The 15,010-nt window shown below is 40.5% G+C and carries 7 protein-coding genes; 4 read left to right on the top strand and 3 right to left on the bottom strand.

Translation table 11 applies throughout. The features are described 5' to 3' along the window. Together QVH07_RS03145 and QVH07_RS03140 are read left to right on the top strand one after the other, a co-directional pair. The gene (locus QVH07_RS03145) at window positions 1-6,570 is read left to right on the top strand and encodes a coiled-coil domain-containing protein (protein WP_289998675.1); all 6,570 of its coding nucleotides are present in this window, start codon (window positions 1-3) and stop codon (window positions 6,568-6,570) included. A 1-nt stretch (window position 6,571) separates the two neighbouring features. Next, the gene (locus QVH07_RS03140; RefSeq protein ID WP_289998674.1) at window positions 6,572-8,536 is read left to right on the top strand and encodes a hypothetical protein; all 1,965 of its coding nucleotides are present in this window, start codon (window positions 6,572-6,574) and stop codon (window positions 8,534-8,536) included. 187 nt (window positions 8,537-8,723) lie between these two features. Here the strand turns inward: QVH07_RS03140 and QVH07_RS03135 are convergent, their stop codons facing one another. After that, complete coding sequence (locus QVH07_RS03135) at window positions 8,724-9,692, bottom strand: tRNA 2-selenouridine(34) synthase MnmH (protein ID WP_289998673.1); 969 nt, start codon at window positions 9,690-9,692, stop codon at window positions 8,724-8,726. A 120-nt stretch (window positions 9,693-9,812) separates the two neighbouring features. Here QVH07_RS03135 and hemB point away from each other — a divergent pair, with 120 nt between their 5' ends. Both hemB and QVH07_RS03125 read left to right on the top strand, forming a co-directional pair. Further along, the gene (gene hemB, locus QVH07_RS03130) at window positions 9,813-10,781 is read left to right on the top strand and encodes a porphobilinogen synthase (protein WP_289998672.1); all 969 of its coding nucleotides are present in this window, start codon (window positions 9,813-9,815) and stop codon (window positions 10,779-10,781) included. Between the two features lie 406 nt (window positions 10,782-11,187). After that, on the top strand, window positions 11,188-12,486 hold the full coding sequence (locus QVH07_RS03125; protein ID WP_289998671.1) for an ammonium transporter: 1,299 nt from the start codon (window positions 11,188-11,190) through the stop codon (window positions 12,484-12,486). A gap of 42 nt (window positions 12,487-12,528) precedes the next feature. Here QVH07_RS03125 and QVH07_RS03120 read toward each other — a convergent pair whose 3' ends face one another. Together QVH07_RS03120 and dnaK are read right to left on the bottom strand one after the other, a co-directional pair. Then, window positions 12,529-12,903: a co-chaperone GroES gene (locus tag QVH07_RS03120; RefSeq protein WP_289998670.1), complete on the bottom strand. Its 375-nt coding sequence runs from the start codon at window positions 12,901-12,903 to the stop codon at window positions 12,529-12,531. Window positions 12,904-12,979: 76 nt separating this feature from the next. Next, on the bottom strand, window positions 12,980-14,905 hold the full coding sequence (dnaK, locus tag QVH07_RS03115; protein WP_289998669.1) for a molecular chaperone DnaK: 1,926 nt from the start codon (window positions 14,903-14,905) through the stop codon (window positions 12,980-12,982). Window positions 14,906-15,010: the final 105 nt, after the last annotated feature.

Here is a 15,010-nt window from a genome sequence, read left to right as displayed (position 1 = left end):
ATGCCGAACCCACATTTTATAGCTAAATATAACGACCCTATTTTTCATCAAATCAAGACCTCTTTTAACAATCGGTCGGATGATTACCCCGTTTTGATGCTTCCTGTTAGGCTTGAGACTAGGTTTATGAAATATTCGAGGGTTGTCCCCGCCCTAACTCCATCTCACGTCAAGGTCCAGGATATTATCCAGGATATCTACAAGCTAAGTTTCGATATTCAGCTCTATTTTGATGTACCTGAGGACCCTGAGAACCCAGATAGAATCAAATTCTTTTCAGATAGTGAAAAACCGAAGCATAAGTCAAAGTTGCTAGGGTTTAGGGACTCTACTTATGGTATTATCTCAAAGATTGAGAAGATCCCAGAATTACAGAGGATGGATAAGTCGGTTTTGAGAGATGCTGGTAAGGACCTCGCCTTCATCGGAGATTCAGTTCCTGAGATGACAGGATTAAAATCGAATAGAAATTTTCTGATTACAGCTATTAACTCACTTATTTCCAAAATCGACAATATCAAGGCACCTTCTCTAAAGGTTCCAAATATTGGGAAGGATTACCTGTCTTTATTGGGTGAACTTCAGAAAAGTATTGAAAAGATCTTTGTGGTCACAAAGGTGAATGCAAAGACGCTTGAGCCTGAATTGGAAAAAATCGACACAATACTAGGGGAAATTGATAAGCTAGCTGAGTCACCATATTTTGAAGCCACAGATGCTACCATAAAGAAAATCGAGAGTCAGATTACTTTTATTAAAAAGCAGCATAAAAGCGGGAATGTAAGACTTCAAGATTTCAAAAATGGATTTACAGGAGAAAAGGACTTGCGAGCCGAAGAACATGCTTTGCGAAAAAAGATCAATGATCTCCAGAAAAAGATTAAGGAGACTCATGCTCCAGCCCTTGAGGCAAATAAGCAATTGAAGAAATTTCCGGTTTCTCAATTACATGCCATGATTACCAAGCTCACCCGTCTGTTGATGGCACTCAACCGCAAGAAACTGTCATCAAAAACCTACCTGAGTCAACAAAAAAGCATCGTAAACCAACTGAAGCAAATCGAGGCTAAGGCAAAAATTCCACTTGATGGGTCCGTAGAAGAAATGAACAAAATGAAATCTTCCTACGGAAGTTTGAAGAATCAGGCAGTCAGCTATCAAAAGAGAGCAAGCAAAATTCCATTGATCAATCCAACTGAGAAAAGATCAATGACCATTTTGAATAACTCCATCACACAGCTTTTAAACTCCCTTCGAGAACTAGAACCAGGAAGGATCAAGCTGGATACTCAAATCCTAGGCACTGAAGCTTTGAAGAGAAGTGCCATAGCTGGTTTTAATACCAGAAACACTATGATCACGGCGAGGAATCGAATCAAGAAACCTACTACAGATCATAAGAAGCAGCTGGAGGTATTGAAGAAAGAATTGGCTGAGGTTCAAAAGAAAATCGAGACTTCTGCTTCCAAAACTCCTATTCTACCTAGATCTCAGATGAACAAAGTAAAAAGTTCATACTTCAGCCTTAGGGATCAGGTAAATAACATTCTTGAAGCCAATCCTTTGCCATCTGCTCAGGAGACCAAAGAGCAAACAGATGAAATGCTTTCAAGAATTGAAAACAGCATTTTGGATCAGTTGACTGATGTAAATGATCCTAAGGATAGATTTCATTCAGTTTTAAAGGACAGGGTGGTTTTTGTTCCCAAAACAGTTGAGGTAAATGAGCTTTGGGTAAGGATTTACCCGGATGATGTAGCTATTGATAATCATGACGAGCGAATCACTAAAGAAGAAGAATCGATAGCTAAAGATTTCTATTATGAAGTATATCGCAATACAGGAAGTGCAAGGGATGAAGCGAAAATTGGAGCTTGGCGAGCCGCTGCTACAAGTCTGGGAGTTCGGAGAGGCGCTTACATCATTAAGGCCATGGAACCGGATGAGGTGAAATCTGATAAGGTGCCAGTAATCCAGAATGAGTTAAAAGAATTCTTTTTTGAATCTTTAGATCTAAAAGGGAAGGAATTTCCTGTGAGAGACCCAGGTGATTGGTTAAAAGAGACAAAGAAACGATTTAACAGTTCAGCAGAAAGAATCAAAAAAATCCTCAAATCGAATAAATTCTCTCCTTGCCTTGAGAATAAAGCTACCCTTGACGAGGGATTAGAATATTTGCGTCTGCTTTTGGATCACCTCAAAAAATTGGCGATGAGTTCAAAAGATCGTTTGATCATTGAAGAGGCAAAATCATTGGCTGAGATGGTGAATAAATCGGGGAAGATTATTTACGAATACTATCAAAATAATCTTGAGAGTTTAAATCTTCCTTTTAAACCAGAATTGACTTTCCCGAAGTCTCCAAAGATTGAAATCAAAGAGAAGAGCTGGGATAAAGGAGCAACAACCGACGCCCTTCCAGACAGGTTTGTAGTGGTGACAAAGCGAGGAGGTCATTATCAGCACGTAGTTACCGGAAAACTAATTCCAAACCCCTTACCCATTGGGTTGGACCCTAGCAAGGATCAGGTCGAAGGGTTTAAGCACTTGCCAAATGGAGATTTAGAAATTCCTGATAAAATCAAGTGGATGTTTGATTTTGAAGAGGCGGTAGAAGCAGGAATGGCAGTTAAGATTCCCTTAGATGCGGATGACCTGGCAAATGGCTTTGACTTCGTGATGGCTTACGGTGTTCAAGATACTACTGCGAATGAGGGGCAGAAAAAGATCGATGCACTATTTAATGGACATTTATATAGCGACGGAGGACTTGAATTTTTACCAACTGGAACTGCTACAAACAATACAGACCAGGTTAAATCTCCATACAAAACATTGGACAATGATTTGGATGGAGTGTTTGAAACGTTCTTTGGCCAAGAAAAACTTGATCATCCTAATAGTTTCATCGATGATTTTGAGCTCAGTATAACAGATGGCCAGTTTTTTAAAGAAGGACTAGGGCTTCCAAAAGATCTCACGGATAATATTCGAAATCATACCAAAAAAGATATTTGCGAGGGAAGAGCTATGAATAGGGCGCTTTATTATAGCACTTTGAATTATTTCTTCTCGGTTTTAGCACCTGAATTATTCAATAATACGGACAAAATCGAGACCATGCTTTTCATGCTACATCACGTGTCGGCTTTTGGGACTCTTCCTATTTTCAGAGTTGATAGTCAGCCCTATGGAGTGACTCCAGTGAGTCCGATTAAACAATTCCGTATCAGCGGAACTACAAAAAAAGGTAGCGAAGGAAGTTATCTCAAGAATTTGTCATGGTTTCTAAAGCAGACTAAAGCAGCTTTTTTAAATGACAAAAAGGTTGAACCTGCATTAAGTGTGACAAGTGGCAAATACTCGAAAGATCCTCAAGCAGAGTTTATGAGGGTTTTGGGACTAGAGCCTTATTCTAAAGAATTCTTTTTTCGCTTCGGTGCAAATGCAGCTAATCGCTGGCTAGAGCCTGAAACTGAAGGTAATGAAGAGCACAAAATCAATTGGGATAATATTAGCAAAGTCTATAGCCCAAGTGAACTCGCCAAAACCTATAGTCAATTATTGGTAGGGCTTGGCCATAAAAGCACATCTACCCAAACCGCTGCAATATCAAAAACCGGAGTTTATAAAAACCGATATAATGAAGGAAATTTTGTGTTGGGAGATTTGGTTCAAGATCCAAGTCTTTCGAAGGAAGGATTGGTTGAAACAGATAAGGGAAGTAATTATCTGGAATGGTTAAAAACTCAGAATACTCTGGCTGCAGCTACTAATTTAACTTTCGAAGATCTTCCGAAAGTAAATATAGATGGAGAAAATAAAACCCAATATACCATCTTGCTTACCTTGGTGAGAGGTGCCTTAGTTTATGAAAAAAGTAGAAGTTTTGCAGATAAGGCACTAGATGTCATCAAGGATCTAGATGTTCCTACCCTTGAGAGACTAGTTTCTTCGCATTTGGATTTAATCAGTTACAGATTGGATGCGTGGCTTACGGGCTTGTCAGATTTCAGACTTCGAGAGCTAAGAAAGAAAAAGGCAACAGGTACCTATTTAGGTGCATACGGTTTTGTCCATGATTTGAAGCCTGAAGTAAATGACGATAAAATTTCGGAGGTGAGTAATCCGCCAGAAGGCTTAGAATCACCTAATGGAAATTCAATTAAAAGAAGAGATAGTAATCAAGGGTTTATTCATGGTCAAAGTTTAAATCACGCGGTAACTGCTGCGGTGTTGAGGGCGGGTCATAATTCTTTAATTGGAAAAGGAGAGAATGAAAACGCCCTCGCTATAAATCTCACCTCTCAAAGAGTTCGAAAAGCGCTACATCTTCTTGAAGGTGTAGGAAACGGACAGGAAACAGGGGCCATGCTTGGTTACATGTTTGAGAGGGCTCTTCATGAAAAATACAAAACCGAATCAGGCGAGCCGCTTGAGATGGACGTTTATATTTATCGGCTAAGAAGGAAGTTTCCTACCTATTCTGACGCTGATGTAGACCCTACCAAAGTAGCCCAATCCGAGTCGTTAAAAGCGGCTAATGTGGTCGATGGATTAGCCATGATTGATTATTTTCAGACTAAAGCCAAAGGTATTCCCAATTACGATGAGGACAAGACCTTAGTGGATAATCTTGTCGTAGTAAATAATAATAGTGTAAGCTTTAATGGAGCACCTTGGGATCTTGCACAGCAGCTTCCAAACCCTTCGAATCCCCCACAAGGTTCAACTCCGAATTTAGAGAGAAAGAAGTTGAGAGCAATTATCCATGAGATTGATAATATGGCAGATGCTCTAGATGCCCTTGGTGACCTGGTTACTGCTGAAGGGGTTTATCAGCTTGTCAGAGGGAATCATGTAAGGGCCAGTGCTGTATTCAATGCCATTGCTGAGGGTAAGGTGCCTCTTGATCCAGAAATTATCCGCAGCATGCGTGAAGGGTCAATGGTAACTCACAGGGCTATTGTTCAAATTCCCAAAATAACCAATACCGATAGTCCTTGGACGGGTGTTGATCCAAGTCCCAGAAGTGTGATGGAACCTTCCCTGAATAACTGGCTTGCCGCAAAAATCGGTGATCCCACAAAAATCAGTTGGATGCTGAGCCATGGAAATTCGGAATCTCCCATGACTCTTGTCGACTTGAATATGCAGCCAATAGATTTGGTTCTTTTGATTACCACTGGAGGAGAGGAAAGTCAGGAAGAACTCAACGCTAGATGTGTCGACTTTTTGAAATCCTTGCATCCAGGAGAAGATGGAGATATTGAAATTAAGTTTAATACCTCTGCAGCCTCAGGTGATTTAAGTTTTGGTGAGACAATTTCCCTAATTCAGCATTTGGGTAAATTAATTGGTTCTGCTCGATCCTCTGATGCCCGAGATTATAAAATACCTGAGGATGAAAGTAATTTCGGTCCGACAGCTCCTGGGATTGACACCACAGAACTTAAAGGAAGAATAACCCAGGCATTAACTGAGTATTCTTCGATTTTAGATTCTTTGGCTCCTTTTGAAATGGGCAAAACAAGCTATTCTGAGTCTGAAGAAACTTTGGCAGTCAATTCTCTTATCACCTTGGCGGGTTGGGGTTTTGCTGGTTATTATCCTAGCGATCGAGAGGAAAATATTTTGGGTATGGCCCAGCGTCTCATTGCCGCAAAAGGTAAAATGGCCGAAAACATTGCCTTCGCAGAGGAGGGCCTTGCTGCTCTAGAATTTGAACCTGATCATGGAAAATGGATTAATTTCAGTGTGGAATTCGGCACCAAATTTTTTGGTAGTGGCTTTAAAGTCATGACCCATGTGACTGTGTCGAATCATTCAAATCTTAATGATCAATTGAATATGCCATGGTCGGAAGGACCACTTAGACATCATGATGAGAATTTTCTTCAAGATTGGCTATCGAGTGTATCACTAGTTAGAGACAGACTTTCAAATGTAGATTCTATCGGGTTCCTCACTGAAATATTTGGGACTGAAACGATCAGCTTTAAGCCTTTGCAACTTCCTTTTGATCCATCCAATCAGCCACCTGTTGCGGAAAGGGAATATTGGTTAGGAGCTGAATACCCTGATTCTTATCAGCCAGAAGGAGATCGTTTGTCTCTTTTGATTTTTGAAAAAGAAAACCTTCAAGGCCAAGCCTGTGGATTAGTCCTTGATGAATGGATGGAGATTATTCCACAGAAAAATCAAACTACTGGCATCGCTTTCCATTACAACCAACCCGACTCACGGGCTCCACAGAATTTACTGCTTGCTGTTCCTCCTGAAAAGAGAGGTAAGTGGGATTTTGAAGAGCTGGGTTTATGTGTCGAGGAGGCATTTGAGTTAGCAAAAATCAGAGCAGTGGAGCCAGATCAGCTTGATGAGTCTATGTATGCCCAAGTGCTTCCTGTAACAAGTGCTTTAGCATTTGGAGATACAGAGTTTGCTAAAAGGCTAGCCCAAGATAAGCCTGAAGGTGCCGATCTGGATGAATTGGAGGATGAGGAGACAAAACTTGGGTACTTTATTGATTATACACACTTAAACACTGGTCACGAACCAGAGGAGGAATAGTATGTCTAAGGATCTTATAAATTATCATCCCTGTGAGCCCTTTAGGGCTTACAATCGGCTCGAAGGAAGGCCCAGGGAAGAGGAGCTTGATGATTCTCTTGCAGCCAAGATAAATGACCCACTCTGGATGTTGGCAAGGCAATATCAGTTTGGTGAGTTGAAAGGAGAGGATGCCGGTTCGGCGATTTTTGCCAAAGTAGCGATTAATACTATTCGCATGACCTCCTATAAAGGAGGTAAAACAAAAAAAGAGCCCTATTCAGATGATATTCCATTAGAAACGAGGGTGGAACGAATTTTCCCAAAGTTTGATCTAAAACAAAGTGCGCGCTATGGGAGAAAGTTTTTACAACTCTTGGATGAAGAGGGAGCCAAAGCACAATTAAGTTTAGGTTATTCAGAGGGCATGTATAAAGATGCATTTATTGCGAAGTTCCCTTTTGAAATACCTGAGGTGGATCCAAATCCTGAGAAAGATAAACCAGAAAAAAGTATTCCTTCCGCCAGAATGCTTAGCCTTCAGCAAGCCACGTCATTTTTAAGATCACTTTCAGGGCGTGCATTAAATGGTGCCAATCTATGGGCATTTTTAGAAGGAGAAGATTCAGTATCTTCTAGTTTAGTTTTGGCAGCAAATCAGAATCCAACGAAGGACAAGTTTGTGTTGATAAAACATAAAAGTCTTTTGCAGAATGCTTCAAAAAGATGGATCGAATTTCTTCGCAAGGAGCTGAATCTTCCAATGACTGAGAACGAGTCCAGTTGGTTTCAGGAAAGGCTTGAGTATAGTTTTGAAGCAGAACTTGATGAAGGTGATGATTCTAAAACGACCCTAACCGCAGAAGAATATTTTCATGGCCATTTGGATTGGTATTCATTTGACATCAAGGAGCTTTCGGATAGTGGTGACGGGCCTAAAAATATAACGACAGTTCCCGCAGACCCTACAATTAAGAAACGAGAGGTTTTGACGGGGATTCCTACCGAGGCAAACTTTGCAGGAATGCCAAACTCAAGGTGGTGGGAGATGGAAGACGGGTCCATTGATCTGGGTAACTTAAAGGCCTCGGATACGGACATAGCAAAAATTTTGGTAACCCAGTATGCGCTTCACTATAGCAATGATTGGCTTTGTATTCCCTATGATGTTCCTACCGGAAGTTTTGCGGAAGTGGAAGGAATTCTAGTTACCGATACCTTCGGTCAGAATCTTCTCGTAGAATCTGCACATAAGAATGGAGATAACTGGAATGAGTGGAATATGTATTCTCTGGTATATGATCAGGAAGAGTTTAGTCCTCCAAGGTTTGATAAAAGATTACTTCTTCCACCATCAGCTGCAAAAACTCTAGAAAGTGAGCCTTTGGAAGAGATAAAGTTAATTCGGGATGAAATGGCAAATATGGTTTGGGCTATTGAATCTCGTATTCCAAATGGTTTGGGTGGAGGCCTTGATGGGTATGAAGCCGCTAGGAATTTAGAGCACGAACTGAAAAGGCTTGTAGAAGAAAGCCAACCTGAATCTGAAATAGCTTTGCCAGAGGTAAACCTGAACCCAGAAGTCAATAGAGCTACTACTTATAAAGCCCAATTGAGGTATCAACTTGGGAATTCGGTAAGTGAAAACTGGATACCTTTTGTGCCAGTGCACCAAAATGGCTCGAATCGAGAAATTCATTTTCAGCGTGCCTCCATGCCGAGAATCACTGAGTTATTTGATCCGCATGCAATTAGGCCAAGAACTCAGCTTTTAAGAGAAGGGATTGATGAAGAAGATGATCAGAAAACTCCCTTTTATATCAATGAAGAGGAGGTTCCCCGAGCAGGTGTGAAAGTGATTGGGACCTATCAGAGAACTAGGTGGTACAATGGAAAAATCGTCTCCTGGTATGGTAGACGTAAACGAACAGGACGTGGTGAAGGAAGCAGTGGATTACGATTCGATGCAGTCTTGGATAATGATTGATAATTTCTTATTTTAGATAGAGAAAAAAAGCGCATTAAGCGCCTAAAGATAAAAGTTCGAATGAACGAGGATTCTGCAAATGAAGAGAAGAAACATGGAAATTGAAGCCTGATATAGCGGTGCGAAGAGTAACGCAAGTGACGATCTTTTAAGCAGTGGCGTCTTCTACGGGAGACGTATTTCCTTTTTAGGGGTATTTGGTTTTAAGTGTAGCAGCTATTTTTTCAGGATCAACTTCACCTATTATTTCAGCATAGCGATCATTATCCTCCATCTGATAAGATTCCCCCTGATCAAAATAATCTATCAATCCTTCCGCCACCAGAGCATATGCTTTCTTTTCCAAGTTAGTAATTAGCTCTTCTGCCTTATCATGCCCTAATTTGTTTCTCAGCCGGGCTATTTCTTCCTTTATTCTTTCATCTCGTACTCCAAAGTATTCCTTAACGATTCGTTTCACACGAATTTCTTTTGGTGGGTCCAGCCAGATTCTTTTACCTGAGGAAACATTTTCCATTAGGTTTAATGGAAGTAGATTTTTACCCAAACTGAAGCTTTCTGCCTCAACGAAAATAGGACGTTTGGGATCGAACCTAGCTAATGAAAAAGTAATTTGTAAATCAAATTCTTCTTGACTCGGTTGCTTGTTGTCTCTGAGGTTTCCAAAACCAGAACCCTTATGCCTTGCGATTCTTTCCAGGTTTAAGGCTTGTGCCCCTTTTTCTTCAAGATTTTCCAGTACCTCAGTTTTCCCTGAACCAGTTTTCCCATAAAGTACAATGAAATTAAATTTCTGCTTAAAAAACTCTTGAGCCTCCCTTAGCAATGCATTAATCCCTCCATGGTATATATAGATTTCATAGTTAGGCTGGAAATGAAGCCAAACAGTTTTTGCAATTAGTAGTTTCCCTTGATCCATGAGGACAAGAGGCTTCTTGCTTAATTTCAATTTATCTAAGCGATAAATTCTTTCCATAATGGCTTTCCCCACAGGGTCATTAAAGCCATTTGACTTTAGCCTTTTAAATTCAGATTTGGTACAAATTTTAATATTTGGAAATCCAGGGAGCTCTGAAATGTCATGATTAAAAGGCCTGACATCTAAGATTTCAAGGGAAGAGAATTGATCAAAAATGGAATGGAGGAATTTTTTCAAGGCTTTATCGATTTAGTTAAAAATAATAACTTTCCAGGTTTAGAATGGCTTTAAGATTTTGGAATTTCATTGGTTAGAGAGTTCAGTGTTGTTTGTACCTTTGAAAAAAAATAACTGACTATGCTACAGAGACCAAGAAGAAATAGAAAATCAGCTGCAGTGAGAGATTTGGTAAGGGAAACTAACCTTAGTACGGATGATTTTATTTTCCCTCTATTTCTGGTGTCTGGAAGTAAAAAGAAAATAGAAGTGGACTCCATGCCTGGGATTTTTCGTTTCTCAGAAGATTTAATGCTCAAGGAAATTGAAGAGTGCCTTAAGCTAGGAATTAAGGCATTTGATGTTTTCCCTGCTTATCCAGAAGAGCTCAAGGATAGCTTAGCAACTGAGAGTTATAATCCGAATACTTTTTATTTAAAAGCCTTAAAAACCATAAAGCAAACCTTTCCAGAGGTTTGTCTTATGTCGGACGTGGCAATGGACCCGTATAACAGTGATGGACACGATGGTATTGTGAAGGATGGTAAAATCCTTAATGATGAAACACTTGAAATTTTAGCCCGGATGTCTCTTGCCCAAGCGGATGCTGGGGTAGATATTCTGGGACCTTCTGATATGATGGATGGAAGAGTGGGGTTCATTAGAGAGGAGTTGGACAATGCAGGGTTTATTGACACTTCCATAATGTCCTACACGGCAAAATATGCCAGCAGTTTCTATGGCCCTTTTAGAGATGCTCTTGATTCTGCCCCAAAGTTTGGAGATAAGAAAACCTACCAAATGGACCCATCAAATTCTCGGGAGGCTTTAATTGAAGCAGATTTGGATGTAAATGAGGGTGCAGACTACCTCATGGTAAAACCAGCGTTAGCCTATCTTGACATCATCCAACTCCTCAGCCAAAATTATGATTTACCAATCGCAGCCTATAATGTCTCTGGAGAGTATAGTATGATAAAAGCTTCTGCAGAAAGGGGTTGGATAGATGGTGGAAGTGCTATGCTTGAGTCTCTTTTAAGTATTAAAAGGTCAGGAGCAAGGATTATTTTGACATACTTTGCTAAGGAATTTGCGTTGATGAAGAGTTAATTCTTACTATCTCACTTTAATCAGTGAAGATGGCAAGGTGTGATTGATTTGTTTCTTCTGAAAATTTCTCATTCTCGAGTTAAGCGAAGTTTTTTTGTCTCATTTTTCACTGAGCAAAGCTTTATTCTAATTCAAGCAACTTTAGGATTTGATTGATAAAAATTTTCAATCCGAATCTCAAAAACTCTTATTTCCTTTTTCGAGAATAAAAATAAGGCAATTAATTTCTAAAAATTCAAGTAAGACGAAAAACAGGGTTTAAAATCACCCTGTTTTTAGCTCAAAAATGTCAAATCAATAATTTATGGTTTGAATTATTGGTAAAAATATAATTACATTCGGACTCTTGATTGCTGTCAACCTATTAAAAAAATTCTGGAAACGTTCAAAATTTTAATTCAAACCTATGAAGTACTTTGTACCCCTATTGGCTAACGAACCAGCGGCAGACTTGCAGCTTGCTTCGGAGATTGCGGAAAACCTTTTCACCACAAATAATCTCTGGATAATGATTTCTACGGCATTGGTGTTTATTATGCACTTGGGTTTTGCCGGAGTTGAAACCGGTTTCGGTCAAGCTAAGAACACGGTTAATATCCTTTTTAAAAATACAATTACTCCGATTTTAGGTTTGTTGACCTATGCCTTGGTAGGGTTCTTCCTAATGTATCCAGGATTTGAAACTCCAGGTTGGTTCGCATTCGATCTTGATGGATGGAAAATGTTTTGGTTTTCTCCGGCAGAGGCAGATGTGACGGCTGGATATGCGGACGGAGGTTATACATATTGGACCGAATTTTTATTTCAAGGAATGTTTGCGGCCACAGCGGCTACAATAGTCTCTGGAGCTATTGCAGAACGAGTAAAACTCTCGGCATACTTAGTTTTTACCTTGTTCTATGTGGGCTTAGTTTACCCACTGATTGGCAGTTGGAAGTGGGGTGGAGGAGCTCTGGACGAGTTAGGTTTTTATGATTTTGCTGGAAGTACCTTGGTACATTCAGTAGGTGGTTGGGGAGCTTTGGCAGGAGTCATTCTAGTTGGGCCACGAATAGGTAAATACGTGAATGGAAAAACCATGGACAAACCTGGAGCTAGTGTTCCTCTTGCAGTTATTGGCGTATTTCTTCTATGGCTGGGATGGTTTGGATTTAACGGTGGTTCTGTTCTTAGTGCAGACCCTGGACTAGTGTCATTAGTACTTGTGAACACTTCGCTAGGAGCTTGTGCCGGAGGTATGGGAGGGTTTATTGCGGCTACCTTTTTCTTTAAGCGTCTGGATTTGGGTATGATGCTTAATGGGATTTTGGCAGGTTTGGTCGGTGTGACCGCAGGAGCAGATGTATTTACACCAGGATCTTCCCTATTAATAGGTTTTATCGCCGGGCTCTTGGTTGTATTTTCCTCTGTATTCTTAGATAAAATGAAGCTTGATGATGTAGTAGGAGCTGTTTCAGTACACCTTACTTGTGGAGTGTGGGGAACCCTTGCCGTAGGCATATTCTCTACCAATCCAGAACATTCCTTCCTTAGTCAATTAACTGGGGTAGCTGTGTGTGGTGCAATGGCTTTCTCTTCTGCTTTCTTAATTTTCTTTATCCTGAAAAAAACAAGGGGAATTCGTGTCTCTGAGGAGCACGAAAGAACAGGTTTGGATTCGCACGAGCATGGTATTAGAGGATATACCATTGTCTACGATGAATAAAAAATATTAAAAAAAAGCCCTGAATCTACTTCAGGGCTTTTTTTATAACTCTTGTTCTCTTTCTAGCATCAGAATGGAATGCTGCGGCACTATGAAATATTTCTCATTTTCATAGATCACTTCATGTGCGCCGGAGAGAAGAAAGATTGCTAAGTCTCCCTCCTTTGCTTGTAAGGGCACGTATTTCACCTTTTCTTCTGAGTCCAGCCATGGCTCTTGGTCTTCTGTGGGTAGGGGAATTGGATAGCCAGGGCCAGTTTTGATAATATAACCCTGCTGCACCTTTTCTTTTTCCTGAACTCCGGGAGGCAAATACAATCCTGATCCAGTTTTCTCATTGGGTTTTTTCAATCGAATCAAAACACGATCCCCAACCACAATGATTTTCTTCAGTTTATTGTCTGCCGTTAACTCCATTATATTTTCCTTTTGGGATGAAACCAAGAACGGCACCCGAATATCGGATGCCGTCAAGTTGGTTTAATAATTTAGATTACTTCTTGTCTTCTTCGCTTACTTCTTCGTAATCCACATCTGAAACACCATCATTGTCATCAGAGGCTCCGGCTTCAGGATTAGCTCCTGCACCTGCAGCAGCGCCTTCAGCACCTTGAGTTGCATTGTAGATTTCTTGAGAAGCTGCTTCCCAAGCCTTGTTTAGACCTTCCATCGCAGAATCAACTCCTGGAATATCCTGAGACTGATGCGCAGACTTCAAGGTTTCTAAAGCTTCACTGATTGCAGTTTTGTTTCCTTCCGAAAGCTTATCTCCGTATTCTTTCAACTGTTTTTCAGTTGAGAAGATCAAACTGTCAGCCTGATTGAGCTTATCGATTTTTTCCTTTTCAGCCTTGTCAGCTTCTGCATTTGCTTCAGCTTCAGCTTTCATTCTGTTGATTTCATCTTCAGTGAGTCCTGAAGAAGCTTCGATTTTAATCTTTTGCTCTTTTCCAGTACCCTTATCCTTAGCAGATACATTCATGATACCATTTGCATCGATGTCAAAAGTAACTTCGATTTGTGGTACACCCCTTGGAGCTGGCGGAATATCAGAAAGCTGGAATCTTCCAATTGTTCTGTTGTCCTTAGCAAGTGATCTCTCACCCTGCAATACGTGAATATCCACAGCAGGCTGATTATCGGCAGCTGTAGAGAATACTTCAGACTTTTTAGTTGGAATTGTGGTATTTGCCTCAATGAGCTTCGTCATAACTCCACCCATGGTTTCAATTCCAAGTGAAAGAGGAGTCACATCCAAAAGAAGTACATCCTTCACTTCACCAGTCAATACACCACCTTGGATAGCAGCTCCGATAGCCACCACTTCATCCGGATTTACACCTTTTGATGGTTTTTTACCAAAGAAGCTTTCTACTTCTTCCTGAATTTTAGGAATTCGTGTAGATCCACCAACCAGAATCACTTCATCAATATCTGAAGCAGAAAGTCCGGCATCCTTGAGAGCCTTTTTACATGGCTCCATGGACCTTTTCACCAAATCCTCTGAAAGTTGTTCAAACTTCGCACGGCTTAGATTTCTAACCAAGTGCTTAGGACCCGATTGCGTAGCCGTAATATATGGAAGATTAATTTCGGTAGAGTTAGAGCTTGAAAGCTCGATTTTGGCCTTTTCAGCAGCTTCCTTCAATCTTTGTAGAGCCATAGGATCCTCTCTTAAATCCATATTCTCCTCAGACTTGAACTCATCCGCGAGCCAGTTGATGATTACCTGGTCAAAGTCATCTCCACCCAAGTGAACATCTCCATTGGTAGAAAGTACCTCAAAGACACCATCTCCAAGTTCAAGAACAGAAATATCAAATGTACCACCGCCAAGGTCATACACAGCGATTTTCATGTCTTGGTTTTTCTTATCCATACCGTATGCTAGTGCAGCAGCGGTAGGCTCATTTATAATTCTCTTTACCTCAAGACCTGCGATCTGTCCAGCTTCCTTAGTTGCCTGTCTTTCTGAGTCATTGAAGTATGCCGGAACGGTAATTACGGCTTCAGTTACTTCCTGACCAAGGAAGTCTTCTGCAGTACTCTTCATTTTTTGAAGAATCATTGCAGATAGTTCCTGTGGCGTGTAAGATCTTTCGCCGATTTTTATGGCTACAGTATCATTAGAACCTTTTTCTACTTTGTAAGAGGCGTGCTTTTTCTCTTCAGAAACCTCGGAGAATTTTTTGCCCATAAATCTTTTTACAGAGGAAATAGTATTGGCTGGGTTAGTGATAGCCTGTCTCTTTGCAGGATCACCTACCTTGCGCTCTCCATTTCCATTATCTAGGAAAGCCACTATAGATGGTGTGGTTCTCCTTCCTTCGCTATTTTGAATGACTACAGGCTCGTTACCCTCCATTACTGCGACGCAGGAGTTGGTGGTACCCAAGTCAATTCCAATAATTTTTCCCATAGTTATAGTTATTTATTAAGTTTCAAATTTTAAGTCACCACCCCTACTTCAACTCATGTGCCATTACCAAAAAAGATAAAATCTGTGTCACAATGTCAGACCAAT

Source organism: Algoriphagus sediminis (assembly GCF_030403435.1).
Taxonomy (GTDB): Bacteria; Bacteroidota; Bacteroidia; order Cytophagales; family Cyclobacteriaceae; genus Algoriphagus; species Algoriphagus sediminis.
This window is presented reverse-complemented; position numbering and strand designations above follow the sequence as displayed.

Bases quoted from the DNA above. Each gene is read 5' to 3' on its own strand.
- QVH07_RS03145 (WP_289998675.1), top strand. From the start codon at position 1: ATGCCGAACCCACATTTTATAGCTAAATATAACGACCCTATTTTTCAT.
- QVH07_RS03140 (WP_289998674.1), top strand. From the start codon at position 6,572: ATGTCTAAGGATCTTATAAATTATCATCCCTGTGAGCCCTTTAGGGCT.
- hemB (WP_289998672.1), top strand. From the start codon at position 9,813: ATGCTACAGAGACCAAGAAGAAATAGAAAATCAGCTGCAGTGAGAGAT.
- QVH07_RS03125 (WP_289998671.1), top strand. From the start codon at position 11,188: ATGAAGTACTTTGTACCCCTATTGGCTAACGAACCAGCGGCAGACTTG.
- QVH07_RS03120 (WP_289998670.1), bottom strand. From the start codon at position 12,903: ATGGAGTTAACGGCAGACAATAAACTGAAGAAAATCATTGTGGTTGGG.
- dnaK (WP_289998669.1), bottom strand. From the start codon at position 14,905: ATGGGAAAAATTATTGGAATTGACTTGGGTACCACCAACTCCTGCGTC.